The sequence below is a fragment of the Afifella sp. H1R genome (genome assembly GCF_021462425.1).
GTDB classification, from domain to species: Bacteria; Pseudomonadota; Alphaproteobacteria; order Rhizobiales; family Afifellaceae; genus Afifella; species Afifella aestuarii.
This window is the reverse complement of the sequence record NZ_JAKEDY010000002.1, coordinates 157,547-183,254: the sequence shown is the minus strand read 5'-3', so window position 1 is coordinate 183,254 and position 25,708 is coordinate 157,547. Positions and strand designations below refer to the sequence as shown.

At 65.3% G+C, this 25,708-nt stretch carries 25 protein-coding genes; 14 read left to right on the top strand and 11 right to left on the bottom strand.

All coding sequences use genetic code 11. The features are described 5' to 3' along the window. Positions 1-29: 29 nt before the first annotated feature. Entirely contained in the window at positions 30-1,208 is a 1,179-nt protein-coding gene (locus L0F51_RS12520) for a GGDEF domain-containing protein (protein WP_234629566.1), read from the bottom strand. 303 nt (positions 1,209-1,511) lie between these two features. Then, a complete protein-coding gene (locus L0F51_RS12515) occupies positions 1,512-2,885 on the bottom strand; it encodes a glutamate--cysteine ligase (protein ID WP_234629565.1) in 1,374 nt (457 codons plus the stop codon). Positions 2,886-3,062: 177 nt separating this feature from the next. On the opposite strand from L0F51_RS12515, the gene L0F51_RS12510 reads away from it, so the two are divergent. Further along, entirely contained in the window at positions 3,063-3,617 is a 555-nt protein-coding gene (locus tag L0F51_RS12510; protein WP_234629564.1) for a hypothetical protein, read from the top strand. 37 nt (positions 3,618-3,654) lie between these two features. Here L0F51_RS12510 and L0F51_RS12505 read toward each other — a convergent pair whose 3' ends face one another. Beyond that, positions 3,655-4,407, bottom strand: coding sequence for a 16S rRNA (uracil(1498)-N(3))-methyltransferase (locus L0F51_RS12505; RefSeq protein WP_234629563.1), 753 nt, complete (start codon positions 4,405-4,407; stop codon positions 3,655-3,657). Positions 4,408-4,475: 68 nt separating this feature from the next. On the opposite strand from L0F51_RS12505, the gene xseA reads away from it, so the two are divergent. Together xseA and L0F51_RS20070 are read left to right on the top strand one after the other, a co-directional pair. Then, complete coding sequence (gene xseA, locus L0F51_RS12500) at positions 4,476-6,083, top strand: exodeoxyribonuclease VII large subunit (RefSeq protein WP_234629562.1); 1,608 nt, start codon at positions 4,476-4,478, stop codon at positions 6,081-6,083. Between the two features lie 107 nt (positions 6,084-6,190). Beyond that, positions 6,191-6,769 carry a hypothetical protein gene (locus L0F51_RS20070; RefSeq protein ID WP_304504501.1) on the top strand — a complete coding sequence of 193 codons (579 nt, stop codon included), beginning with the start codon at positions 6,191-6,193 and terminating at the stop codon, positions 6,767-6,769. 11 nt (positions 6,770-6,780) lie between these two features. On the opposite strand, the gene L0F51_RS12490 is transcribed toward L0F51_RS20070, so the two are convergent. From L0F51_RS12490 to L0F51_RS12475, 4 genes are all read right to left on the bottom strand, one after another. Next, a complete protein-coding gene (locus L0F51_RS12490) occupies positions 6,781-7,458 on the bottom strand; it encodes a lactate utilization protein (protein WP_234629561.1) in 678 nt (225 codons plus the stop codon). A 19-nt stretch (positions 7,459-7,477) separates the two neighbouring features. Then, positions 7,478-8,896 carry a LutB/LldF family L-lactate oxidation iron-sulfur protein gene (locus tag L0F51_RS12485; protein ID WP_234629560.1) on the bottom strand — a complete coding sequence of 473 codons (1,419 nt, stop codon included), beginning with the start codon at positions 8,894-8,896 and terminating at the stop codon, positions 7,478-7,480. Next, positions 8,893-9,678: a (Fe-S)-binding protein gene (locus tag L0F51_RS12480; protein ID WP_234629559.1), complete on the bottom strand. Its 786-nt coding sequence runs from the start codon at positions 9,676-9,678 to the stop codon at positions 8,893-8,895. The genes L0F51_RS12485 and L0F51_RS12480 overlap by 4 nt, the downstream gene beginning before the upstream one ends. 411 nt (positions 9,679-10,089) lie before the next feature. Then, the gene (locus L0F51_RS12475; RefSeq protein ID WP_234629558.1) at positions 10,090-10,527 is read right to left on the bottom strand and encodes a cytochrome c family protein; all 438 of its coding nucleotides are present in this window, start codon (positions 10,525-10,527) and stop codon (positions 10,090-10,092) included. Positions 10,528-10,721: 194 nt separating this feature from the next. On the opposite strand from L0F51_RS12475, the gene L0F51_RS12470 reads away from it, so the two are divergent. The 5 genes from L0F51_RS12470 (at position 10,722) to L0F51_RS12450 (ending at position 16,283) form a co-directional block, all read left to right on the top strand. Further along, the gene (locus L0F51_RS12470) at positions 10,722-12,215 is read left to right on the top strand and encodes an FAD-linked oxidase C-terminal domain-containing protein (protein ID WP_234629557.1); all 1,494 of its coding nucleotides are present in this window, start codon (positions 10,722-10,724) and stop codon (positions 12,213-12,215) included. 14 nt (positions 12,216-12,229) lie between these two features. After that, positions 12,230-13,435 carry a glycolate oxidase subunit GlcE gene (gene glcE / locus L0F51_RS12465; RefSeq protein ID WP_234629556.1) on the top strand — a complete coding sequence of 402 codons (1,206 nt, stop codon included), beginning with the start codon at positions 12,230-12,232 and terminating at the stop codon, positions 13,433-13,435. A gap of 3 nt (positions 13,436-13,438) precedes the next feature. Continuing rightward, positions 13,439-14,812, top strand: coding sequence for a glycolate oxidase subunit GlcF (gene glcF, locus L0F51_RS12460; RefSeq protein ID WP_234629555.1), 1,374 nt, complete (start codon positions 13,439-13,441; stop codon positions 14,810-14,812). 22 nt (positions 14,813-14,834) lie between these two features. Then, positions 14,835-15,356, top strand: coding sequence for a hypothetical protein (locus L0F51_RS12455; RefSeq protein ID WP_234629554.1), 522 nt, complete (start codon positions 14,835-14,837; stop codon positions 15,354-15,356). Positions 15,357-15,485: 129 nt separating this feature from the next. After that, the gene (locus tag L0F51_RS12450) at positions 15,486-16,283 is read left to right on the top strand and encodes an SDR family NAD(P)-dependent oxidoreductase (RefSeq protein WP_234629553.1); all 798 of its coding nucleotides are present in this window, start codon (positions 15,486-15,488) and stop codon (positions 16,281-16,283) included. 7 nt (positions 16,284-16,290) lie between these two features. On the opposite strand, the gene L0F51_RS12445 is transcribed toward L0F51_RS12450, so the two are convergent. Further along, the gene (locus tag L0F51_RS12445) at positions 16,291-16,698 is read right to left on the bottom strand and encodes a helix-turn-helix domain-containing protein (protein ID WP_128292317.1); all 408 of its coding nucleotides are present in this window, start codon (positions 16,696-16,698) and stop codon (positions 16,291-16,293) included. Between the two features lie 160 nt (positions 16,699-16,858). Here L0F51_RS12445 and L0F51_RS12440 point away from each other — a divergent pair, with 160 nt between their 5' ends. After that, a complete protein-coding gene (locus tag L0F51_RS12440; RefSeq protein ID WP_234629552.1) occupies positions 16,859-17,923 on the top strand; it encodes an AI-2E family transporter in 1,065 nt (354 codons plus the stop codon). A 133-nt stretch (positions 17,924-18,056) separates the two neighbouring features. On the opposite strand, the gene L0F51_RS12435 is transcribed toward L0F51_RS12440, so the two are convergent. From L0F51_RS12435 to L0F51_RS12425, 3 genes are all read right to left on the bottom strand, one after another. Then, on the bottom strand, positions 18,057-18,686 hold the full coding sequence (locus L0F51_RS12435; RefSeq protein WP_234629551.1) for a L,D-transpeptidase: 630 nt from the start codon (positions 18,684-18,686) through the stop codon (positions 18,057-18,059). Positions 18,687-18,830: 144 nt separating this feature from the next. Beyond that, a complete protein-coding gene (locus tag L0F51_RS12430) occupies positions 18,831-19,448 on the bottom strand; it encodes a L,D-transpeptidase (RefSeq protein WP_234629550.1) in 618 nt (205 codons plus the stop codon). Positions 19,449-19,656: 208 nt separating this feature from the next. Then, on the bottom strand, positions 19,657-20,274 hold the full coding sequence (locus L0F51_RS12425; protein WP_234630336.1) for a L,D-transpeptidase: 618 nt from the start codon (positions 20,272-20,274) through the stop codon (positions 19,657-19,659). Between the two features lie 637 nt (positions 20,275-20,911). Between L0F51_RS12425 and L0F51_RS12420 the strand changes: the two genes are divergently transcribed. The 5 genes from L0F51_RS12420 (at position 20,912) to L0F51_RS12400 (ending at position 25,649) form a co-directional block, all read left to right on the top strand. Further along, positions 20,912-21,577 (top strand): DNA-3-methyladenine glycosylase I, encoded by a 666-nt coding sequence (locus L0F51_RS12420; RefSeq protein ID WP_234629549.1) that lies wholly within the window; start codon positions 20,912-20,914, stop codon positions 21,575-21,577. 125 nt (positions 21,578-21,702) lie between these two features. Next, positions 21,703-23,280 carry a histidine--tRNA ligase gene (hisS, locus tag L0F51_RS12415; RefSeq protein ID WP_370642398.1) on the top strand — a complete coding sequence of 526 codons (1,578 nt, stop codon included), beginning with the start codon at positions 21,703-21,705 and terminating at the stop codon, positions 23,278-23,280. Between the two features lie 73 nt (positions 23,281-23,353). After that, positions 23,354-24,469 carry an ATP phosphoribosyltransferase regulatory subunit gene (locus L0F51_RS12410; RefSeq protein WP_234629548.1) on the top strand — a complete coding sequence of 372 codons (1,116 nt, stop codon included), beginning with the start codon at positions 23,354-23,356 and terminating at the stop codon, positions 24,467-24,469. Next, positions 24,466-25,206, top strand: coding sequence for an ATP phosphoribosyltransferase (hisG, locus tag L0F51_RS12405; protein WP_370642397.1), 741 nt, complete (start codon positions 24,466-24,468; stop codon positions 25,204-25,206). Before L0F51_RS12410 ends, hisG begins: the two co-directional genes overlap by 4 nt. 68 nt (positions 25,207-25,274) lie before the next feature. Further along, positions 25,275-25,649 (top strand): hypothetical protein, encoded by a 375-nt coding sequence (locus L0F51_RS12400; RefSeq protein ID WP_234629547.1) that lies wholly within the window; start codon positions 25,275-25,277, stop codon positions 25,647-25,649. The last annotated feature ends 59 nt before the right edge of the window (positions 25,650-25,708 follow it).

Sequence of the window (25,708 nt, the reverse complement as noted above, 5' to 3'; positions counted from 1 at the left end):
CGAGGAGGGCGAGAGGATCGGCTCAAAGCTCAGGCGAGACAGGTCTGTGAGGTCGGCGGCGCGGGCTTGTCGTTTGCCGCGAGTTCGATGCGGTTGCGCCCGGCTTTCTTCGCCAGATAAAGCCCCTGATCGGCGAGAGCCAGAAGCTCTTCCAGGGACTGGTCGTCGCGAAGCGCCACGACACCCCCGCTCATCGTGCTGTTGACGTCGCGGCCGTCGATCTCGCGACCCACCCGGACCCAGCTTTGCCGGACCCGATCGGCGAGCGAGAGGGCCGCGGGCGCATCGGCCCCAGGAAAGAGAGCCGCGAATTCCTCGCCGCCGACGCGGCCGAAGAGGTCGTTGGCGCGCATGGAGCGCTGCGCCGTCTTGATGAAGGCCTTGAGCGCGTTGTCGCCCATGGCATGGCCGTAGGTGTCGTTGATCTCTTTGAAGTAGTCGAGATCGAAGAGGGCGACGGCGCACGGCGTGCCGTCTTTCCGACAGCGCTTCAGGGTGCGCTCGGCCCGCTCCAGAAAACCGCGGCGGTTGAGAATGCCGGTGAGCTCGTCCGTCTCCGCCTTCACCCTCTGACAGGCCTCGCGCCTTTCCCGCATCGCCGCGGTCACGAAGATCGTGCTGCCGAGAATGAAGAGCAGCGCCTCGAATTGCAGCATTTCGGCGACCGCGTGAACGGTCGATGGGGGAGCGTCGGAGAGACGCGAAAGAACGGGTAACAAAAATGCCAGCGCCAAGGCATGCAGGACGCACAGTCCGGCGAGCGGCCAGCGAGCAGGCACTTTTGGCTGAGCCGGGTGGGAAATCATCGAATAGGCGGTCACGAACAGATAGGCGCTGCCGACGAAGGCATGGGCGGTGCCGCTCATGAGCAGTCGGCCCTCCGTGGCGGCGAAGGCCGCAAGCGTGACGAAGGCCGGGCCCGCGAAGATGACGAGCGAGGTGACGAAATGTGCGCCGTTCATCCGCGTCGAAGCCCAGATCAACGCGGGATGAAAAGTCATCATTGCAAAGGAGATCGGATGGAGGAGGCCGTGGTCGTGGCAGTGCGCGAGAAGCAGCGAGGCCACGACGAAGGCAAGGTTCGAGGCAATCCACCACCAGACGAATTTCGCCTCGGGGTACTGGCAGCGCGCGAGCATCAAAAAGACGCTACAGATCGCTGCGCAGAACGCCGAGACGACGGAGATCGTGGTGAGATCGAGCTGCATGACAGCGGCTTTCGCCTTTATGCCTTTCTTTCGGGCTGGTGCCTGCGTCCTGGGTGTTGTCGCCCGCTGAAACGGGATGAGCCTCTGAGATATCCCGTCTAACAAGCCGAAGAGCCCGCACGGGATGACCCCCGACGAGGTGCGATTTCGCTCTTCTAGTTTTGAATAATCCCAGACAAACCTTGCCCCTGCCTTGCCTTTGGGCAGGGCGGCAGACGGTCTATGCCTTAGGTTCGGGCCTCGATGCGGAGGCGAGGCGGGACGCGCGAGAGCCGCTCATCGCATGCGCGGCAGCCGGCCGCCTCAGTAGGCGTATTCCGAGAAGAGGGGCTCGACCGAATTGCCCCAGCGCGTGCGATATTGCGCGAGCAGCTCCTCGGCCGGCGTCCGCTTCAGGGCGAGCGTTTCTTCAAGCGGCGCCAGATATTCCGCCTCGTTGAAGCCACCGGCGCTGATCTGGTTGCGGTGTTTCAGGCCCGTTCGGGAGATGGCGACGGCGCGTTTGGCGATGTCGAGGACGGTCTCGCGGCGGAAGGGCGTCGCAAGGCCGGTCTTCGGCACATGGTTGCGCAGTGCTTCCCGTTCCGCCTCGCTCCAGTCGTAGGTGAGAGATTCGGCGGCGGCGAGCGCATCGTCATCGTAGAGGATGCCCGTCCAGAAGGCCGGCAGGGCGCAGATGCGCCGCGTCGGGCCGCCATCGGCACCGCGCATTTCGAGAAACGTCTTCAGCCGGACATCGGGGAAAAGCGTCGAGAGGTGATTAAACCAATCGCCCATCGAGGGGGTGACCTCGCCGATGTCGTCGATTTTCGGTTCCTTCAGGAACTGCCGGAAGGTCGTGTGGGTCATGTCGACGTAACGGCCGCCGCGGATGATGAAATACATCGGCACGTCGAGAGCCCAATCGACATAACGCTCGAAGCCGAAGCCTTTTTCGAACGCGAAAGGCAGGAGACCCGTCCGGTTGCGGTCCGTGTCGCGCCAGATTTCGGCGCGGTAGGAGAGGAAGCCGTTGGGCCGGCCCTCGGTGAACGGCGAATTGGCGAACAGAGCGGTGGCGATGGGCTGCAGCGCGAGGCCGACGCGCATCTTGCGCACCATGTCGGCTTCCGACGAGAAGTCGAGATTGACCTGGATGGTGGTCGTTCTCAGCATCATATCGAGGCCCTTGCCGCCCACCTTCGGCATGTAATCGGCCATGATGCGGTAGCGCTGCTTCGGCATGATCGGGGTCGCGGCGCGCGACCATTTCGGGCTCATGCCGATGCCGAGAAAGCCGATGCCGAGGGGTTCCGCCACTTCGCGCACCTGGGCGAGATGCGCGTGCGTTTCCCGGCAGGTGCGATGGATGTTGGGAAGCGGCGCCCCGGAGAGCTCGAACTGGCCGCCCGGTTCCAGCGAGATCGCCCCGCCGCCGGTCGGATCACCAAGCCCGATGATGTTCTCGCCGTCGTAGATGGGCTCCCAGCCGAGCAGGGTTTCCATCCCCTTGAGGACCGCCTCGATGCCCTTTTCGCCGTGATAGGGCACCGGCCGGTTGCCGTCGCGGTAGAACGGCACCTTCTCGTGTTCGGTGCCGATCTTCCATTGCTGGCGCGGCTTGACGCCCTTTTCGATCGAGGAGACCAGCTGGTCGCGGTTTTCAATCGGGTTGTCGTTCGCTGTGTCGCGGGCCATCGGATCTTTCTTTGAGTGCGGCCGTCAGGCTTTCGGCGGCGCGACCATAGTAAGGCCAAAGGCGCCTTTCAAAGCCTTTTCCGCATGTCGGGCGAGAGCGTGCTTTTGCCAATGGCGAAAGCATTCTAAAGTGAGACGAAGGGGCGCATGACTGCCATGCCAGGCCGGAGTTTGACGATGACTCAGCTGATTGACCGCCTCGTTGTCGGCGCCATCCCAATTGGAGCTGCGTTGATGGGTGCCGCGCTGATTGCCACCTCTTTCGCTGTTCCGGCGGCCCAAGCGGCCGAGGCCGATTTCATCGAACGTTTCGGCGGCGCCTGGAAGGGCGGCGGCGTGGTCATTCGCAACGAGACGGCCGGCCCGACCAATATCCGCTGCTCGCTGAGCGGCGAGGGGGTGGAAAACACCATCAGCATCGCAGGCAAATGCCGGGCCTTTGCGATTTTCACCCGCGATGTCCGCGTCAACGTCGTCTACGAACCCGAGAGTGGGCTTTATCGCGGCACCTATCAGGGCTCCAAGGTCGGCACCGCGGTTTTGAGCGGCAAGCGCAGCGGTGACACGATCAAATTCGCGCTCGTCTGGCCGAAGGACGTAATGGGCGACACCGAGGCCGCGATGACCATCACCAACAATGGGGCGGGCGAGTTGCGCGTGCTCGTCAACGACAAGGTCGGTGCCGGCGGTACGGTGCAGCCGGTCACGGATCTCGCGCTCAGCGCCAATTGAGCGCTCTCGTCGACAATTCAGGGATGAGGGCGACCGCTTATCGATCTGGTGAGGCTTGGCGCCAGTCGCCGGCCGCGGCCTGAACGAGCGCAAGGGCGGCGACGGCCGCGGTGTCGGCGCGCAGAATGCGCGGTCCGAGCGAGATCGTCAGCGTCTGCGGCCTCGCCGAGATGGCGCTTCGCTCCGCGTCCGAAAATCCGCCTTCCGGCCCAATGAGAAGCGCCAGCCTCTCTCCCTTGAGGGCGGCGAGCGCAGCAAGCGGATCGCCTTCGTGGCGCTCGTCGCAGAAGATCAGCCGGCGGTCGGGTTCCAGCGCTTCGATGGCCTCCGCCAGGCCTTTCGCCTCGTCCACCTCCGGCAGATTGAGGATGCCGCATTGTTCGGCGGCTTCCAGCGCATTGGCGGCAACCCGCGCGGTCTTGACCTGCCGCACCTGCGTGAACTGCGTGATCACCGGCACGAGCCGGCCGACGCCCATCTCCACCGCCTTCTGCGCCAGGTAATCGAGCCGCGCCTGTTTGAGCGGCGCGAAGAGATAGGTGAGGTCGCTTTTGGGCGTTTGCGGCCGCGTCTGCTCCTCCACCGTGAGATGGCCCTTTTTCTTGCCGTCCTTGACGACCTTCGAACGCCATTCGCCGTCCTGGCCGTTGAAGAGGAGCACGGGGGCCCCGTTGTCGAGGCGCAGGACGTTGAGGAGGTAATTGGCCTGCTCGGGCGAAAGCGAGATCGATCCGCCGGCTTGAAGCGGCTCTTCCACGAAAAGTCGCTTCGTGATGAAATCGTAGGCCATCGTCGCTCTCCCGGCGTTCTTTCTAAAACGCGCTTGAAGCGCGGCTCTCGCTCCGTCAAGACTGCGTCATGCCCGCATCCCCCGTCGAAGTCTCCAACGTCGCCGAATATACGGTCGCCGATCTCGCTTTCGCCCTGAAGCGCACGCTCGAAGAAAATTACGAGCATGTGCGCGTGCGCGGCGAAGTCTCCGGTTACCGTGGCCCGCACGGCTCGGGCCATTGCTATTTCACACTCAAGGATCAAAGCGCTTCTCTCGACGTCGTCGTCTGGCGCACGACCTTCCAGCGGCTGAAGTTCAAGCCGGAAGAAGGCCTGGAAATGGTGGCGACCGGCAAGATCACCACCTATCCGCGCCGCTCCAATTATCAGCTCGTGGTGGAGAGCCTGGAGCCTGCGGGCGCCGGCGCGCTGATGGCGCTCCTGGAAGAGCGCAGGAAGGCGCTCGCCGCCGAAGGGCTTTTCGACGAGGCGAAGAAGCGCCCGCTCCCCTATCTGCCGAAGGTGATCGGCGTCGTCACCTCGCCGACGGGCGCCGTCATCCGCGATATCCTGCACCGTCTGCGCGAGCGCTTTCCGCGCCAGGTCCTCGTCTGGCCGGTGCGCGTTCAAGGCGAGGGCGCGGCCGAGGAAGTGGCGGCGGCCGTGCGCGGCTTCAACCGCATCGAAAAGGGAGGTGCGGTGCCCCGCCCGGATCTCTTGATCGTCGCCCGCGGTGGCGGCTCGATCGAGGATCTGTGGGCCTTCAACGAGGAAATCGCCGTGCGGGCCGTTGCCGAGAGCGGCATCCCGGTGATTTCCGCCGTCGGCCATGAGACCGACTGGACACTCATCGATCTCGCTTCCGACCGGCGCGCGCCGACACCGACGGGTGCGGCCGAGATCGCCGTGCCGGTGCGTGCCGAACTCGTCGCCTGTGTCGCCGATTTCACAGCCCGGCAGGAAGGCGCCTGGCAGCGCCTCGCGGCTTCCCTCAGGCGCGATCTGACGGGCGCGGCCCGCGCCATGCCGTCGCTCAACGAGCTCCTCGCTCTGCCGCGCCACCGGCTCGACGAGACAGGCGGGCGTCTGCTGCGCGGGCTCGCCCAGCATCGCCGCTTCAAGGAGCAGGCTTATCTGCGTGTCGGTGCGCGCCTGACCGGCGACAGCCTACGCGCCGATCTTCGCCGCCGGCGCGAACGGCTTGCCGATCTCGCCGGCCGTGTGGAGCGCTCGGCGAGCGCCGTGCGCGCCTCCGCGCGGCGCGATCTCGTGCGTGCCGCGCGCCTCCGGCCCGAAACGCTCCAGCGCATGCTGCGGGTGGAGCGAGAGCGCCTCGCGGCGACCGCCCGCCACGCGGAGGTGTTTCGCAGGGCCGCAACGGCGCGCCAGGAGCGCTACGACAATGCCTGCCGGCTTCTCGAGACGCTCTCCTACAAATCCGTTCTCGGGCGCGGCTATGCCGTCATCCATGAGGCTTCCGGTCAGACGGTGACGCGGGCCGACGCGATGCGGACGGGCATGTCCTACGAGGTGGAGTTCCAGGATGGACGCCGCCCGGTCGTCGCCGGCGAAGGTGGCACGCCGACGCCTGCGACGGGGAATCCCTCCGAGAGCCCGCCAAGCGAGAAGCCGGCGGCAGCGAGGAAACCGGCGAAGGCGAAGCCCGCTCCCAAGGCGCAGGGCAGCCTCTTTTAGGCCGCGATATGGGGGGAGACAGGCCGCGTCGCCGGAACCGATCGGCCGCGGCGCCATTTTAGCCGTGAAACGAGCCGCAACGTCCCGCGGCGAACCTCCCGAGACCCATGCGCTTCTTTCTCGTTCTTGTCGTCATCCTGCTCGCCGTCGCCGCCTATTTCATGGTCGACATCCGCCAGACACAGGAAGGCCGGCTGCCTTCCGTGCAGGTCGAAGAAGGCCGGGCGCCCAAGTACGAGTTCAATCTCGGCGGTTTCGAACTCGTCTGGAAACAGGCGACGTTCTCTTATCCGACCATTCGCTTCCGCTCTCCGGAAGAGAAGGGGAGCACGCCGGCTCCAGAGCCGGTTTCGGAGCCGGCCTCGGAGCAACCGGGCGAGGAGGAGGCACCCGCGCAATCTCCTGCGACCTCTCCCGCACCCGCTCCGGAGACGTCGCCGCAGATGAACGCGCCATCCTCGCCCGCGCCAGAGACCGCGCCTCCCGTGCCGGCTCCGTCCGAGACGGTGCCGGAGAATCCTGCGAACGGTTCGGTCGAGCCGCTGCCGGTTCCGGGTGATCTCGATACGGGGCCCGATGCGCGCGCGCCCCGCGACCAGCAGGGCGAACCCCAAAATTCAGAGTCCGACCGAAATCCTGGCGAGCCGGAGCCCGCCGAGATCATCAATCCCGACGTATCCCGGTGAGGCGGGCGCCCTCAGGCGTCTTCGACGATGAGGATGTGGAGGGCGCGCGGCCCGTGGGCGCCGAGAAGCAGGGTCTGTTCGATATCGGCCGAGCGTGAGGGGCCGGTGATGAGATTGACCGTGCGCGGCAGAACGCCGTCGCCAGAGTGTTCCCGCAGGCGGTTCCACAAGGTTTCGTAGTCGCCGACGATGTCGGAGGCGCGCACCACGACGAGATGGTGATCCGGCAGGAAGTTGAGCGTCGTCGGATTGTCGGGCCCCGAGAGCAGGAAGAGCGTCCCGGTCTCCGCCGCCCCGCCGAAAGCGTGGCTGAGACCGACATGATCGCGCCCGTCGGAGGGCCCGTGCTTCACTTCAAGCTGCGGGACCTTGTCCCAGGGGAGATCGGCAAGACGCCGGTCGGCACCCATCCGGAGGTCCGAGGGCAGGTTGCGGGCGCGCAGATATTCCGCAACCGTCTCTGGAAGATCGGAGACCGAGGCCACCCGCTCCACCGTGGCGGAGACTTTTTCCGCCATCTTCGCAAAGAGATCGAGGCGCGCCTTCTGGTCGACATGGCCACGCGCCGGCACGGTGTTCGCCGGGTGCTGGCCGAGGCGCTGGGCGACGGCCTCGCGGCGCGCTTCCGCCGTCTTGCCGGAGGCAAGGCCGCGCCGGATCTTGCCGAGCACGGTTTCGCGCTGGCTCATGATGTCTCTCCCGCCGCCGTCACGAGCGGGCCTTCCACTGATCGATGAAGCTTTTTTTCGCCGGCGCCGGCATGTCGCGATGGCTGGTCCAGCCGCCGGCGAGCGGCAGCGACGAGAAGCGCCCGCGGCGGCGCCCGAAGGGGTGAAGCGCCTTGAGCCCGATGCGGGTGGCGAGCCTGTAGAGTTTCGGCCGCCGGGCAAGAAAGGCCCAGATGCGCAGGCCGTTTCGTTCCGTCGCCGGCTTCAGATGCCGCTCATATTCGCGCTCGCGCCAATGCCGCATCAGTTTCGGCAAGGGGATCTCGACCGGGCAGACGCTCTCGCAGCGCCCGCAGAAGGTCGAGGCATTGGGCAGGTTCGCCGTGTTTTCGAGTCCGAAGAGGCCGGGCGCCAGCACCGCGCCCATCGGGCCGACATAGGTCGCGCCATAAGCGTGGCCGCCGATCGCATGATAGATCGGGCAATGGTTCATGCAGGCGCCGCAGCGGATGCAGCGCAGCATCTCGCGGAACTCGTTGGCGAGCATTTCGGAGCGGCCATTGTCGAGGAGGATGACATGCGTCTCCTCCGGGCCGTCCTCGTCGCCCGGCCGCTTCCGGCCGGTGGAGAACGTCGTGTAGACGGAGAGTTCCTGACCCGTGGCGGAGCGCGCCAGAACGCGCAGCAGCGTCGAGACGTCTTCGAGCGTCGGCACCACCTTCTCGATCGAGGCGAGCACGATATGCACCCGCGGCAGGATCTGGGTGAGGTCGCCATTGCCCTCATTGGTAACGATGATGGAGCTGCCCGTTTCCGCCACCAGGAAATTGGCCCCGGTGATGCCGACATCGGCGGCGAGGAACATGTCGCGCAAGGTGGCGCGCGCCTCAGAGAGCAGCGACACCGGATCGGCGAGATCGCGCTTCGGATCGAGATGCGTGTGCACGCGGCGGAAATCGGCCTCCACCTGGTCGCGGTTCACATGCACGGCGGGCGCGATGATGTGGGAAGGCGGCTCGCCGCGCAGCTGAATGATGTATTCGCCGAGATCGGTCTCGATCGGCTTGATCTCGCTCTTCTCCAGGAAGGCGTTGAGGCCGATCTCCTCGGAGATCATCGACTTGCCCTTGGTGACGGTTTTGGCGCCGACCCTGCGGCAGATGGAAAGCACCGCCTCGCGGGCGTCTGCCGCCGTCTCCGCCCAATGCACCTCCGCCCCGGCCTGGCGCGCCTTGCCCTCAAACGCCTCCAGATAGAGGTCGAGATGTGATAGCGTGTGGTCCTTGATGGCGCGCGCTTCATGGCGCAGCGCATCGAATTCCGGCAGGGCGTCGACCGCCTTCTGACGCTTCTGAATGAAGCCGCGTTCGACATGGCCGAGCGCGCGCTGCAGCTCGACATTGGCGAGCGCGTCGACGGCGTTTTCCTTGAACGCCTGGGAAAGGAAAGGTGCGCTCATTCCGCCTCGCCGATCGCCGGGCCGTCGGCCATGCCGGCGAGCACTTCGGCCACATGGCGTGCATGCACATGCTTGCCCTCGCGCTGCAGCTTGCCGGCCATGTTCATGAGACAGCCGAGATCGCCGGCCACCAGCGTATCGGCTTCCGATCCCGCGATCGCGGCCGTCTTTTTCGTCACGATGGCGTTGGAGATCTCGGGATATTTGACGCAGAAGGTGCCGCCGAAGCCGCAGCACACATCGGCGTCCTTGAGCTCGGTGAAGGCGAGGCCGTCGACGGATTTCAACAGCTCACGCGGCTGGTCGCGCACATTGAGCTCGCGCAGGCCCGAGCAGGCGTCGTGATAGGTGACGTTGCCTGCGAATGCCGCCTCGACGTCGCGCAATCCCATCACGTCATAGAGGAAGGCCGTGAGCTCAAACGTCTTGGCAGAAAGCGCGGTCGCGCGCCGTGCCCAATCGGTGTCGTCGAAGAGCTCCGGATAATGGCAGGCGATCATCGCGGCGCAGGAGCCGGACGGAACGACGACGTAATCGTAATCCTCGAAGGTCGCGATGACCTGTTGGGCGATGGCGGCGGCATCGCCGCGGTCGCCGGAATTGTAGGCGGGCTGGCCGCAGCAGGTCTGGTTCTCCGGGACTTCGACGCGGCAGCCGGACGCCTCGATCAGCTTGATCGCGGCAAAGCCGACTTGCGGGCGGAAGAGATCGACGAGGCAGGTGGCGAAGAGACCGACGCGCGGCTTCGAAGCTGTCGTATGTTCGGTGTTTTCTGGCGACAAGCGCTCAATCCTCTGCGGCCGAGCGGTGTGCGTCATGCCCTCGGCTGGCTCCGATGGCTCCAGGTCTGGCGGCAGGGGCCGGTCAGTCGGGAGCCCGAACACGCAACTTAGGTCCGCCGCTGCGGCGAGATCAACAACCTTGTGGCGCAGGCTTCTGGTGTCAGCAGCACGAGCCCATGCCGAGCGCGCAGGCTTTGCCGAAGTCCCCCACGCTGCCGTGACCTGCCATCACTCAGGCCAAAGCCGACCAGCGCACCCGGCGATGCGCGGGTCGCCGCGTGCCCGCCGCTCAAGCCGCAACAAAAAACGGCCGCTGCACGGAAACCTCCGCGAGCGGCAAACGGACCACACGGAAAACTCCCGCCGCCCTTTCGAGCGGCGGGCCGTCACGAAACAGGCGCTCGCGCCCGATTAGCCGTTGGGCGGCGTGTACGTGCTGGCGTCCGGATCCGGCATGCCGTCCGTATCGAACGTCTTCAGATAGGCAACCACCGCGTCGATGTCTTCGGGCTTCTTGAGGCCGGCGAAGATCATCTTGGTCTTCGGCACATAAGCGCGCGGGTTCTTCAGGTACTCGTGCAGGGACTTTTCGGTCCAGACGAGACCATTCTCGCCGGCGCTCTTCATGGCGTCGGAATAACGGAAGTCAGGCAAAGAGCCAGCGACACGACCGAACAGGTTGTTCTGCTCGGGGCCGACGCGGTTTTTGGCGCCTTCTCCGACCGAGTGGCAGGCGTGGCACTGCTTGTAGACCTTCTCACCGGCCGCGACGAGGTCGTCCTGAGCATACGCACTGCCCGCGGCAAGGATGGCAGCAACGCCAAGGGCAGCAGCCGAAATCCTAATCATTGGACACTCCTTGTTATGTCAAAGCTTGACTCATTCCAAGGTAGCGGAATGGAGCACAGGGCTTCGATGCGCACAAGGGGGAGGAATTTCTGGTTTGGCAATGCGACATCGCGCTATGGTTGCTCGAGATGAAACGCTGAACGATAATCGGCGGGCCTCGGAAGAAGGCCAAGACAAAAGAGCAGGGAGGCTCAATGAGTGTGGCGATGCCCGGCCCGAAGGCCGAAATTCTGGCGCGCCGTGAGGAAATCGCGAAGGCGCTTTCGGCCATCGTTCCGGGTGAGGGGGTCATCACGGATCCTGATGGGATGCGGCCGTTTGAGACAGATGGTCTCACCGCCTATCGTCAGCTGCCGATGATCGTCGTTCTGCCGGAGACGGTGGAACAGGTGCAGCGCGTGCTGCGCTATTGTTACGACAACGAGATCCGCGTCGTGCCCCGCGGCTCGGGCACCTCGCTCTCCGGCGGCGCCCTGCCGCTGGCCGACGGCGTCCTTCTCGTCATGTCGAAGTTCAACAAGGTTCTCGACGTCGATTTCGACAACCGCGCGGCGATCGTGCAGCCGGGCGTCACCAATCTCGCCGTCACCCGGGCCGTGGAACATCGCGGGTTTTATTACGCCCCCGACCCGTCCTCGCAGATCGCCTGTTCCATCGGCGGCAATGTCGCGGAAAATTCCGGCGGCGTGCATTGCCTGAAATACGGGCTGACCACGAACAACGTGCTCGGGCTGGAGATGGTGCTGATCACCGGCGAGGTCATTCGGCTCGGCGGCAAGCATCTCGACAGCGAAGGCTACGACTTCCTCGGCCTGATGACGGGCTCGGAAGGGCTTCTCGGTGTCGTCACGGAGGTGACGGTCCGGATTCTGCGCTCGCCGGAGACGGCGCGGGCGCTTCTCCTCGGCTTTCCGACGAACGAGGATGCCGGGCGCTGCGTCGGCGACATCATCGGCGCCGGCATCATTCCGGGCGGCATGGAGATGATGGACAGCCTGGCGATCCAGGCGGCGGAAGATTTCGTCCATGCCGGCTATCCCCTCGACGTCGAGGCGCTCCTGATCGTCGAGCTCGACGGCCCGGGCGAGGAGGTGCACGAGTTGATCGAGCGGGTCGAGGCGATCGCGCGCGACAACAATGCCGCCAATATCCGCGTTTCGCAGTCCGAAGAGGAGCGCGCCAATTTCTGGGCGGGACGCAAGGCGGCCTTTCCCGCCGTCGGCCGCATCTCGCCAGACTATTACTGCATGGACGGCACGATCCCGCGCAAAGCCCTGCCGAAGGTCCTGCACCGCATGAAGGAGATGGAGACCGAGTTCGATCTGCGGGTCGCCAATGTCTTCCATGCCGGCGACGGCAATCTCCATCCGCTCATTCTATATGACGCCAACGATACCGATCAGCTGGAACGAGCCGAGGCCTTCGGCTCGGCGATCCTGAAGCTCTGCGTGGAGGTGGGCGGCGTTCTGACCGGCGAGCACGGCGTCGGCGTGGAAAAGCGCGACCTCATGGGCGAGATGTTCAGCGAGGACGATCTCGCTCAGCAGGAGCGGGTGAAGTGCGCCTTCGATGCCCGTCAGCTCCTCAATCCCGGCAAGGTGTTCCCGGAACTGCACCAATGCGCCGAGCTCAGCCGCATGCATGTGCATAAGGGCCAGCTTCCCTTTCCCGACATTCCCCGCTTCTGAGATTTTCCCGCCCCATGGCCGAAACGCTTCGCCCCGAGACTGCCGAATCCGTGCTCGATGTCGTCCGCTGGGCGGCCGCCGAACAGGTGCCGCTCGAAATTCTGGGACACGGGTCGAAGCGCGGCATCGGCCGCCCGGTTCAGGCGGAATACACGCTCAATCTCTCCGCTTTGTCCGGCGTCACCCTTTACGAGCCGGACGAGCTCGTCTTCTCCGCCAAGGCCGGCACGCCGCTTGCCGAACTCGAAAAGCTCCTGGCGGATGCCAATCAGGAACTCGCCTTCGAGCCGATGGATTACGGTCCGATTTTCGGGTTGGAGCCCGGGACGGGGACGCTCGGCGGTGTGCTCGCGGCCAATCTCGCCGGTCCGCGCCGCATCAAGGCGGGCGCTGCCCGCGACCATATTCTCGGGCTGTCCGCCGTCTCGGGCCGCGGCGAGGCCTTCAAGGCGGGCGGGCGCGTGGTCAAGAACGTGACGGGCTATGATCTTTCCAAGGGGCTCGCCGGCTCCTGGGGGACGCTCGCGGTCGTCACCGATCTCACTTTCAAGGTGCTGCCACGGCCGGAGCGCATCGCCACCGTGCTCGTCCTCGGCCTCTCCGACGACATGGCCTGCGCCGCGATGGCCGAAGCCATGGGCTCTTCGCACGAAGTCTCGGGCGCGGCGCATCTGCCGAAAGGGATGGCGCGGTCCTGTGGTCTTAGCGTCGAAAGCTCCGTGACTGCGCTCAGGTTGGAGGGCTTTCCCTCCTCCGTTTCCTATCGCAGCGAAGCGCTCAACGGTATGATGCATGACCGAGGCGCGGTGGAGATCCTCGACGTGCCGCAATCGGAGAGTTTCTGGCGCGCGATCCGCGATTGTCTGCCCTTTGCCGGCTGCAGCGATCCGCTCTGGCGCGTCAGCATTGCGCCCCGCGCCGGGGCCGCGCTGATGGCGAGGCTCGCGAACGAGCCTCTCAACTATTTTTTCGATTGGGCCGGCGGCCGCGTCTGGATCGAGGTCACGGGCAGCGCGGAAGACGCTGCCGAAGGCGCCATCCGGCGGGCGATCAGGGCGGTCGGCGGCGGCCACGCGACGCTCATCCGCGGCTCGGCGGCCTTGCGCACCGGCGTCTCGCCCTTCGAACCGCAGCCGGCCCCGCTCGCCGCCTTGTCGCGGCGGCTGAAAGAGAATTTCGATCCGCAGGGGATATTGAATCCCGGTCGGATGGGGAGCTGACCTTTGCAAACCTCCTTCACCCTTCAGCAGCTTGCCGATCCGCGCATCGAGGAAGCCGATGCCATTCTGCGCAAATGCGTGCATTGCGGCTTCTGCCTCGCCACCTGCCCGACTTATGTCGAACTCGGCAACGAGCTCGATAGTCCGCGCGGGCGCATCTATCTCATCAAGGATATGCTGGAGGCGGAGAAGCCGGCGACGGCGGAGGTCGCGCTCCATATCGATCGCTGTCTCTCCTGCTTCTCCTGCATGACGACCTGTCCGTCCGGGGTCGATTACATGCACCTGCTCGATCAGGGGCGCCGGCATATCGAAGAGACCTATCGCCGGCCCTGGCACGACCGGGCGCTGCGGGCGGTTCTGGCGCATGTCATGCCTTATCCGGCGAGGATGCGGGTAGCTCTCGTCACCGCCCGATACGGCCGGCCTCTGGCGCCGTTGCTCGCCCGCATGGGCCGGCCATTCGACCAGCTTGCCATGATGCTGCGCCTGGCGCCCAAGCGGCTGCCGGCGAAAATCCAGGCATCGGAGACGGGTCACTCTTTTCCGGCTCATGGTGCCAGAAAAGGCCGCGTGGCGCTTTTGACAGGCTGCGCGCAATCGGTGCTCGATCCGGGTATCAACGCCGCCACGATCCGCCTTCTCACCCGCCTCGGCATCGAAGTCGTGCTGCCGAAGGGCGAGGGCTGCTGCGGCGGCCTCGTCCACCATATGGGGCAGGACGAAAAGGCCCTGCCGATGGCGCGCGCCAATATCGACGCCTGGCTGAAAGAGATCGACGGCGAGGGGCTCGATGCCATCCTCGTGACGACCTCGGGCTGCGGCACGACGATCAAGGACTACGCGCATCTCTTGAAGGGGGAGCACGCCTATCGCGAGAAGGCGGAGCGCGTGTCGGCGCTGGCCCTCGACATCAGCGAATATCTCGCTCGTCTCGATCTGCCCGCACCCCGCCGCCGAACCGGCCTCAAGGTCGCATACCACGCCGCCTGCTCGCTTCAGCATGGCCAGAAGGTGGTGAAGGAGCCGCGCACGCTCCTGGCGGAGGCGGGATTTGAGGTGCTGGGCATCCCCGAAGGTCATCTCTGCTGCGGCTCGGCCGGCACCTACAACATTCTGGAGCCGGAGATCGCGGCGAGGCTGCGCGACCGCAAGACGGCGAATATCGAGAGCGTTGCGCCGGAGGTGGTGGCGACCGGCAACATCGGCTGCATCACGCAGATCGGCTCGGCGATGGAGATTCCGGTCCTCCATACCGTCGAGCTCCTCGACTGGGCGCATGGTGGCCCGCCGCCGGAAGCCTTTGCCGGGCACGCGCTGGAACCAACGCGGAGCAAAGCCGCTTCGTCTTCTGAAAGGCCGCTTGCCGTCTCCTGACGGCGGTCGCAAGGAGGGCGCAATGACGTTTCACCGAAAAGCCGCGGGCGCCACGCTTGCTCTCGTGCTCGCTCTGCCGCTTCTGCCGACAGGGCCTGCCCATGGGCAGGGCACGCCGACGCAGCCGGATGCGAGCGGTCCGGGGCAGGACATACCAGTGCCGACGCCGCCCGAAGACATCCTTCCCGATGCGCAGCCTTCCCCACAAAGCGAGACGAACGATCCCGAGCGGGCGATGAGCCTGCTCATGCGGCTGACCGGCCGCTGGGCGCCGACCGACGACAGCTGTCAGGCGCAGGACGGCGCCGACGTACCTTTGCGCATCGAGCGGGGCGGCCTGAAGGATGGAGGCCGCTCCTGCCGGTTCCTCGATCTTAGAAGTCCTTCCGAGGATCGTCTCGACGTGACGGCGGCCTGCGGCGAAGCGGAGGGGGCGGAGAGTTCCGAGGAATTCGGGCTGGAGCTCGATGAGACGGGAGCGCTGACTTTGACGCGTCCCGACGGTGAGACGGCACGCTTTTTCCGTTGTCTCGACGAGGCCTAGACGCCGCGTCGCCGCGTGGGAGCCTTGCATCCCTCTGCCGGCTGATATGTGCCGCGAAACCAAAGGAAGCCTGGGCCCGTTCCCCGAGTGAATTCCATGAACACTCGGCGGAAGGGAGGAAGCATCCCGATGGATCTTCAAATCTCAGATCGTGTCGCCCTGATCACCGGCGCAAGTGGCGGCATCGGCTTTGAAACGGCGCGGCTCCTGGCGGAGGAGGGCGCGAAGCTCGTGCTTTCCGACCTTCGCATCGACACGCTCGAAGAGGAGGAGAAGCGCCTGCCGACCGACGTGTTGTGCATGGCAGCCGACGTCACCGACCAGAAGGCCGTGGATGCAGTCGCGGCCGCCGGGCGCGAGCGCTTCGGCAGGATCGATATCGTCGTGCACGCCGCAGGCGTGACGGGGGCCAAGGGTGATCCCATCGACATGAGCGATGAGGATTACCGGGAGGCCTGGGACATCGATTTCATGTCGGCGGTGCGCATGGCGCGGGCGACGTTGCCCGGCATGCGCGAAGCGAAATGGGGGCGCTTCATCTGCGTGACCTCGGAAAACGCCGTGCAGCCCTATTGGGAAGAAGCCACGTACAATGCCGCGAAGGCCGCGCTTTCCGCATTCGTCAAGAACATCTCCTATCGGGAGGCGAAGAACGGCATCCTCTGCAACACCGTCGCGCCCGCCTTCATCGAGACGCCGATGACCGACGGCATGATGAAGCAGCGTGCCGAGAAGCTCGGCGTCTCTTTCGAGGAAGCCATTGAGAGCTTTCTCGATGAGGAACGGCCTGGGATTGCCTTGAAACGGCGCGGGCAGGCTTCGGAGGTTGCCGCGGCGATCGCGCTTCTTGCCTCCGAGCGCGGCTCCTTCATCAACGGAGCGAACCTGCGCGTCGACGGCGGTTCGGTGCAATCCGTGCAGACGTGAGGCGGCGCTATTCGCTGCGGCTGGCGCTGTCGTGCAGTCGGCCGAGACGCTCTGCGGCCTCCGACAGGCGGCGCGACAGGAGGAGAGCTTCGCTCGAGAGATGCGCAATCTCCGTGCGCAGCATCGCCGCTTCCTGAGCCATCGGATCCTCGTCGGCGGGCGCCACGCCACGGCCGATCAGAAGCCACATCGGGCTGACGCCGAGGATGCCGGCGAGCATGTTGAGGCGGTTCGCCCGCGGCTCTGCGCGATCGTTTTCCCACTGCGACAGCGTCGAGGTCTTGACGCCGAGCCGGCGGGCGAGCTGCGCCGTGGAGAGGCCGATGGCGTCACGGGCGCGGACGATGCGGCCGCCGAGCGTGTCGCCGTCATCGGCATCAAAATCGGTCGGGCTGCTTGTCGTGGCGGCTTCCATGCTTAATTCCCCCAGGGACTGGCGCGGTAGAGCATGCCGGGCGGCACACTATTGATCATCTGATCGAACGATCACGCGGGGCCTGCGATCGCAACGGGTGCGTAGTCGCGCGGCAGCGCTCGCGTTTTGCCCCGAATTCTCATCGTTTGGAGAAAACATATTGCACGAAGACGGCAAAGAATCCACCGGCCGCATCGTCTCCCGCACCGCGATTTTCCTCGCCGGCGTCGTGGTTCTCTTCGTTTTATGGAAGGCGACGTCGGCTCTTCTTCTGGTTTTCGCCGGTCTCGTGCTGGCCGCCGCTTTGAGCTTTGCCTCCGACGGCCTGCACCGGCTGACGCGGTTGCCGACGCGCCTTGCGAAGATTTTCATCTATCTGGCAGCCTTCGGCGCGATCTTCGCGGTGATCGGCTGGGGCGGAGCGACGCTCGCGGCGCAGGCGAGCGATCTCCTGGCGCGGACCGATACGTTGATGCGCAATTGGGGCGATCAGCTCTCGCAGCTCGGTTTCAGCTTCATCAAGCCGAACGGCGACGTTCAGCTCTCTCAGATGATGCCGAACCTGAAGGCGATGATGGGCGATGTCGGCCGTGTCGTCAGCCTTATGTTCGGCAGCCTCGCCAACGCGGTCATCGTCGTGTTCTTAGGGATTTTTGTATCCTGGTCGCCGAGAACCTATCGCGACGGGTTCTTGCATCTCGTCCCCGTCAAGCGGCGCGAACGGTTTCGTGAGGTGATCGAGGGAGCTGCGGAAAATCTCGGCTGGTGGATGGCTGGCCAGGCGATCAGCATGACGATCATCTTTTCGGCGAGTTGGATCGTGCTCTGGCTGATCGACATGCCCTATGCCTTCCTGCTGGCGTTGCAGGCGGGCCTTCTCGCCTTCATTCCGACGCTCGGTCCCGCGATTGCAGGTGTGGTGATCATCCTGGCGGGCCTGTCGGTCTCGGGGACGATGGCGCTTTGGGGGGTGGGCGCCTACGTGCTCATCCAGGGGCTCGAGAGCAACATCACACAGCCCCTGGTGCAGCAGCGCACGACGTCGCTGCCGCCGGCGCTGACCCTTTCCACACAGCTCGTCTTTGCCGCCGTTCTGGGCGGGCTCGGGATGGCGCTCGCCGTGCCTCTCCTGGCCGTCGGCATCGTTTTCGTGCGCGAACTCTACATCAAGGACGAGCTCGAAGGCGGAGAACGGCTCGCAGATGATGAGCGGAGTGCGGTTTAGGGGCGATCCTGGCGTCGCCGCCCTGTCGCGAAGTCTGCCGGCTCAGAAAGCGTGGCCGGCGCCGGCATAAAAAACGCCCCGGTCCGCGGAAAGCGGGCCGGGGCGTTTCGGTGCAGCGTTCGAGGGTAAACGCTTAGCGAACGATAACCTTGGTGCCGACCTTGGCGAGATAGTGCAGCTCGATCACGTCATGGTTCATCATGCGGATGCAGCCGGAGGAGACGTTGTACCCGATGGTCCACGGCTCGTTGGTGCCATGGATGCGGTACATCGTGTCCTTGTTGCCATCGAAGAGATAAAGCGCACGCGCACCGAGCGGGTTGTCCGGACCGCCGGGCATGCCGCCGGAATATTCGACGAGCCGCGGCTCGCGCTCGATCATCTCCTTAGGAGGTGTCCAGGTCGGCCAGTCGGCCTTGGCGCCGACACGCACCTCGCCGGTCCAGCCGAAGCCTTCGCGCCCGACGCCGACGCCGTAGCGGATCGCCTCGCCGTCGGGCAGCGTGTAGTAGAGAAACTTGTTCTGGGAATCGATGATGATCGTGCCCGGCGCTTCCGGTCCGTCATACGCCACAATGTGGCGGCGATACTCGGGCGCCGGCCCACGCTGATGGCTTTGATGCGGCTGAATCGTGACGAGCTGCCGCTGCACGGGATCGAAGTAGCGCAGCGTCTGCGCGTGGGCCGTGACTGGCGCGAGAGTGGCAAGGACCACCGCCAGAGCGGCCGATGAAGCAAGGGTTCGGGCAAGAACGTTGCGCATGAGTGCCTCCGATTTCGCAGGGCGGGGAAGGTGGGGCGCTCCCCGCCGCTGCGTCATTTCGGCACATAAATGCGCGACACATTCGAATCGTTCCATGCGGACGAAAAGTGACGCGAATGCGTCACCTTTGCGTCGATGGACACCTCAAAGGACGATGACTTTCGCCCCCGGCTGCACGCGGTTGTAGAGGTCGATGATGTCGTCGTTGACGAGACGGATGCAGCCTGACGAGACGTTGAGGCCGATCGTCCAGGGCTCGTTGGTGCCGTGGATGCGGTAGAGCGTGTCGCGGCCGCCGTCGAAGAGATAAAGCGCGCGGGCGCCGAGCGGATTGCTTGGGCCGCCGGGCATGCCGTCGGCGTATTTCTTCAGGCGCGGCTCACGGGCGATCATTTCCTGCGGCGGAAACCAGCGCGGCCACTCGCTCTTGCGCGCGACATGCACTTCGCCGTCCCAGCCGAAGCCCTCGCGTCCGACGCCGATGCCGTAGCGCACGGCCCGATTGTGCGACAGGACATAATAGAGGAAGTGCTTGTTGGTATCGATGATGATCGTGCCGGGCGCCTCCCTCGTGGAGAAGCGCACCGTCTGCCGGTGATATTTGGCCGGCGGCTTGCGGTTCTTCGAGTAGCGCTGATCGACTTCCACGAAGCCGCCGCTCACGGGATCGAAAAATGTGAGCGCCTGGGCGCTGCCGAAAAGTCCCAGCACGAGAATGGCGATGGCCGGCAGGCCCGTGCGGATCAGTCTGCGATGAAACATGCGATCAACCTCTTACTCCTTGCAAATTCTCTAGAAAGCGCTTGACGCGGCGACAAGCCGCGCCTGGCGGTGCAATGCATATGCGCGCGAAGGTGTGGCGCATCTGCCATTGTCACACGCCGCTCTCTGCGTGCTCCGGGACAGGCTCGGAGCACCACGGCAGACAACTCACTTGCGGGATTTGAGACGGGTGGTCGGGTGTGCTCGGTTAAAGCACGACGACTTCGGTGCCGACGCCGACCTGATTGTAGAGCTCGATCACATCCTCGTTGCGCATGCGGATGCAGCCGGAGGAGACGGCATGGCCGATCGTCCAGGGCTGGTTCGACCCGTGGATGCGGTAAAGGGTGGAGCCGAGATAAAGCGCACGGGCGCCGAGCGGATTGTCCGGCCCGCCTTCCATATGGTCGGGAAGCCCCGGCTGGCGCGCCTTCATCTCTTCAGGCGGATACCAGGACGGCCATTCCGCCTTGCGCGTCACCCTGTGGGTGCCGGCCCATTGGAAGCCAGGCCGGCCGACGCCGACGCCATAGCGTTTCGCCTTGCCGCCGGCCTGCACCAGGTAGAGGTAGCGATTGTTGGTATCGATGACGATCGTGCCGGGCGCCTGGCTCGTGTCGTAATCGACGATTGTCGGAAGATAGGCGGGGTCGATCGAACGCGCGGCCGGACGGGCCGCAACCTGCGGCGCGGCAGGGGCGACACGCGGTGCGTTCACCGGGGTGACGGGGCGCATCTGACGCGGCGCGGGGCGCGCGGCGGCGCGCGGCTCCTGGCGCAGATAGACGGGCGTCGGATAGCCCGCGGTATTGGCGCGCGCGGGCATCTGCCGTTGCGAAGGGGGCGGCGCGATAAAGCGGGCCGGTTGATTGCGCGAACGATAGACCGCGCGCGGCTGAGGCTGCGGCGCCTGCGGCCCGGCATAGAGGCGGCGCTGCGGCTGCGCATAGAGCTGGCGCTGCGGCTGCGCGTAATACTGCGCCCGCGGCTGCGGATCGAAGAGAACCTGGAGAAGACCGCGCTTTTCGACGACGGCCTGAGGGCGGCGGGAATCGGCCAGCATGATCGGACGCGCAGCAGCTCCCTGGGCCGGTCCGGCGGCCAATTGCGACAGCCATTCCTGCTGCAATTCGGCCTTGAGCGGCACGGCCGGTTTGCCGCCCGAACCCGCCAACGTCGCCTGAGGCGTGAGCGCACCAAGGCTCAGCACTGCAAGCGTGAGAAGAACCTGCTTCATCGAAACCCTCGTCACCCAGCGTCGCAGTCAGTTGAGATTGCGGCAGTTTTTAAGAGATACAGACGACGCTAGTGCGGGGCTGACAAATGCGGGTAAACGCCACCCCGAAACCCGAAATCGCAGTGAATTTCGGGTTGCCGAAGAGGCTTAAGGAAGCGTGAATGGCCTGCGGGGCGCCGACACGACGGCGGAGTGATGATGATGGCGAGACGAGGAGCGGTTGCCTGTGAGCGAAAGTGACGAGACCGGCGCAACGAAGGGCCTGGTGCGCGAGGATGACGGCCAGAGCCGCTGTTTCTGGTGTGCGGGCGATCCGCTCTACCGCACCTATCACGACCGCGAATGGGGCCGGCCGGTCGAGGACGATATCCGGCTTTTCGAAAAGATCTGTCTGGAAGGCTTTCAGTCCGGCCTCTCGTGGCTGACGATCTTGCGGAAACGCGAGAATTTCCGTGCCGCCTTCGCCGGGTTCGATTTTCGCGAAGTCGCGCGCTTCGGCGAGCCGGAGGTCGAGCGTCTTGTCAAGGATGCCGGCATCATCCGCCATCGCGGCAAGATCGTCTCCACCATCAACAATGCCAAACGGGCGATCGAGATCGTGGAAGAGACGGGCTCTCTCGCGTCGTTCTTCTGGAGTTTCGAACCTCACGAGCACGCAAGGCCCGAACGCCTCGACCATGCGACGCTCGTGAAACTCGCCCACACGGAGGAATCGGCCGCTCTCTCCAAAACGCTGAAGAAGCGCGGCTGGTCGTTTGTCGGGCCGACGACCGTCTATGCCTTCATGCAGGCGATGGGCCTCGTCAACGACCACATCGAAGGCTGTTTCTGCCGCGACGAGGTGGAAGAGGCGCGCCGGGCTTTCACGCGGCCGCTCCCGAAAGGGGCGTAGGACATCCAATCGAAAGGAACGGTGTCTTCCCGTTTAGCCGAAAAGCCTAGGCGCCCCGTGTCGAGCCGACGCTGCCCGCCCGGTTGCCGCTCCATCCTGCTTCGGCTAGGAGAAGCCCGGCTCTGATGCCGAAAACCCAAGCGAAACGATCTGAAATGGCCTCCAAGGACAAGAAGAACAGGCTCCCCGCGCGCCTGCCGCGCGGCTTTGTCGACCGCGAGGCCGGCGATATCCGCGCGACCGAAGAGATGCTCGCCGCGATCAAGCGCGTCTATGAGCGCTATGGCTTCGAGCCGGTCGAGACACCCTTTTTCGAATACACCGAAGCGCTCGGCAAATTCCTGCCCGACCAGGACCGGCCGAACGAGGGCGTGTTCTCGCTGCAGGACGACGACGAGGCCTGGCTGTCGCTGCGCTACGATCTGACGGCGCCGCTCGCCCGCTACGTGGCGGAGAATTACGAGCGGCTTCCCAAGCCCTATCGCAGCTATCGCGCCGGCTGGGTGTTCCGCAACGAAAAGCCGGGGCCGGGCCGTTTCCGGCAGTTCATGCAGTTCGACGCCGATACGGTCGGCGCGCCCTCCGTCGCGGCGGATGCGGAAATCTGCATGATGGCCGCCGACGTGATGGAAGCGCTCGGCGTTGCGCGCGGCGACTACGTCATCAAGGTCAACAACCGCAAAGTTCTCGACGGCGTCATGGAGGCGATCGGCCTCGGCGGCGAGGAGAATGCCGGAAGACGACTGACCGTGTTGCGGGCGATCGACAAGCTCGACCGGCTCGGCCTCGATGGCGTGCGAGAGCTGCTCGGCGAAGGCCGCGAGGACGAGAGCGGCGATTTTACGAAGGGCGCTGGTCTCTCCAAAGAGGGGGCCGAAGCCGTTCTGTCGCTGTTTAATCTTATCGGTTCGAACGAGCGCTCAGGAACGAGCAACGCGCCGGTGATCGAGAAGCTGAGAACATCGACATTTGCCGAGACGCCCGTCTATGCGGAAGGCGTCGGAGAACTCGCCGAAATTGCCGATCTGGTAGAAGCCGCAGGCTATCCGACCGACCGGATCGAGATCGATCCTTCGATCGTCCGCGGCCTGGAATATTACACCGGGCCGGTCTTCGAGGCGCAGCTCACCTTCGAGGTGCCGAACGAAAAGGGCGAAAAGGTCGTCTTCGGCTCCGTCGGCGGCGGCGGACGCTATGACGGGCTCGTCGGCCGCTTCCGCGGCGAGGACGTGCCCTCGACCGGCTTTTCGATCGGCGTGTCGCGCCTTGCCGCGGCCTTGAAAAATCTCGGCAAGCTCGGCTCCGAGGACGAGACCGGACCGGTCGTCGTCACCGTCATGGATAAGTCGCGTCTCGCCGATTATCAGGCGATCACCGCGGAGCTTCGCGCCGGCCTCAACGCCGATCTCGGCCCTGCCGAGCGCCCGGTTCCGGTCGAGATGTATCTCGGCGGTTCCGGCATGAAGGCGCAGCTCAAATACGCCGATCGCCGCAACGCGCCTTGCGCCATCATCGCCGGCTCCGACGAATTCGACAGCGGCCGCCTGCAGGTGAAGGACCTTCTGGAAGGCAAGCGCCAGGCCGCCGCGATCGCAAGCCACGACGAGTACAAGGAAGAGCGGCCGGGCCAGTTCGATGTGGCGCGCACCAACCTCGTCGAAGAGGTGAAGGCGCTCCTGAAGCGGCAGCGCGGCGAGGCCTGAGATGCGGGTGACGCCGGCAGGGAAAGGCGCGGGGAGTGTCAGCCGATGAGCCTCTCCTTATGAGTGTCTCCCGATGAGCTTGCGGCCGCTTTTCGAAGGGGCGGGCGGACGCCTGCTCGACCTGCCGGTGCTGCATGCCGCCGATCCGTTTCTGGAGACGGCGGGCGAGGACATTCGCCGGCGCATGTTCGTGACGGAAGGGCCGAGCGGCGAGCGCCTGGCTCTGCGTCCGGATTTCACCATCCCCGTCTGCCTGCATCATCTGCGCTCCGGCGTTGAGGCGGGGCGCTACTTCTATGAAGGCGTCGTCTTCCGCCGCCACGACCGCGGTTCGGCCGAACGCGCCGAGACCGGGTTCGAGGTGATCGGCGAGGCGGAGCGCGCCAATGTCGACGCCGAGCTCCTGGCGCTTGCCGTCGAAGGGGTCAGGCGCACGGGTCTTGCCGGGATGCGCCTCAGGATCGGCGATATCGGCCTCTTCACCGCACTTCTCGCCGCCCTCGAATTGCCGCAGGCCTGGCGCCAGCGTTTCCGCCGCGCCTTCGGGGCCGATCGGCGCATCGAAGGGCTGATTGCGCGTTTCGAAGAGACAGCTTCGGCGAGTGCGCCTTCGAGGCTCGAACCGGATCTGGAGAAGGCTGTCGGCGATCAGGACGAGGAGGCGTTGACGACGCTTCTTGCCGAGCGCTTCGAAGCGCAGGGCTATCAGGCCTATGCGAGCCGGGCGCCGGAAGAGATCGCCGCGCGCTTTCTGGAACAGCGCGCCCTCTACGAAACCGAGATCCCGCCAGAAAAAGTGGCGGTCTTGAAGGCGTTTCTGGGGATCGAGGCCACGCCGCAGGACTTGCCCGGGCGTCTCGCCGAATTCGGCCGGCGTTTCGGCGTCGATCTTAAAGAGCCGGGCGCACGTCTCGAACGGCGCATGCAAAAGCTCGAGCGCCGCAGCTCGGGCCTCGAAGTCGTCTTCGAAGCAGGCTTCGGCCGCTCGCTCGATTATTACACCGGCCTCGTCTTCGAGATCCGCGATGCCGCGACGGGACGCACGGCCGCCGGCGGCGGGCGCTACGACCGGCTTCTGGAAATGCTCGGCGCCGACCGGCCGATCCCGGCCGCCGGATTCACCATCGATCTCGGCGAGGCGAGAACCTTCGCTGGCGCGCTCGGCAGTGGGCTCGGAGGTGTGTCGTGAGCGAGACCATCACTCTGGCGATCCCCTCCAAGGGCCGGCTGATGGAGGAGACGGAGCGACGTCTGGCTGCGGCCGGCTACAAGGTCGCGCGCATCGGCGGGGCGCGGCGTTACCGCGGCGAGGTCGAAGGCTGTCCGGAAATCGAGATCGCCTTTTTGTCCGCATCCGAGATTTCGCGCGAGCTCGGCCTCGGCCGCGTCCATGTCGGCGTCACCGGGCTCGATCTCATTCAGGAGACGGTGCCGGCCTGGCAGGAGAAGATCGGCCGCATCCTGCCGCTCGGCTTCGGCCATGCCGATGTCGTCATCGCCGTGCCGGAATTGTGGATCGACGTCGCCACGATGGAAGATCTCGACGATGTCGCGGCGGGCTTCCTGCAGCGCCATGGAAGGCGGCTGCGCATCGCCACCAAATACTGGAACTTGACGCAGCGCTTCCTGGAAAGCCACGGCATTGCGCTCTACCGGATCGTGGAAAGCCTCGGGGCCACCGAAGGCGCGCCCGCCGGCGGCATGGCGGACGTCATCGTCGACATCACCTCCACCGGATCGACCTTGAAGGCGAACCACCTGAAGATCTTGGACGACGGCGTCATCCTGCGCTCGGAGGCGTGCCTCGTCATGTCGCGCCGCGCGCCCTGGTCGGATGCGACACGCCATGTGGCCGAGAAACTGGTCGATGCCGTTGCGCAAGAGCTTGACCGCAATCCTGCCGCCGAGGCCGCCGGAAGCCGGTAACCCTTTGGGAACGCGTCTTCTTTAGAGGTCGTTCGGTTTCACTCTCGAAGACCGGCGGGCCCGCGATCATGGCTGCCAAGGCCGAAGACGCCGACGACCGGCGCACACGCGCCGTCGCGCTGCAAGGCAAGGTGATGGGCGCGATCGCCATCGCCTGTTCCCTCGGTCTGATATTCGGCCTCTACGTCCTGTTCAAATCCGACGCCGTGGAAACGTTTCGCAAGATCGATGCGGCGACCGCGAGCTTTCCAGGGGCGTCCGAGAGGCCCCGGCCGAATGGCGACATCTCTGTCTCCGTGCCTCGCGCAGTCGTCACCACGCCTCTCCGCTCGGGTGATGCGGAGGAGCGGCGGATCGCGCCAGAGGTCGCGCCGCGCGAGCGGATGCCGGAGCCGGCGGGCGATCCGCTGTCCTCGGAGGTGAGCCTGCGGCCAGGACTTTGAGCCGAGGCTTTTGGCGGCCGGGCGTCCGCGGCAAGGTGGGGTGCGAAACGAACGCTTCG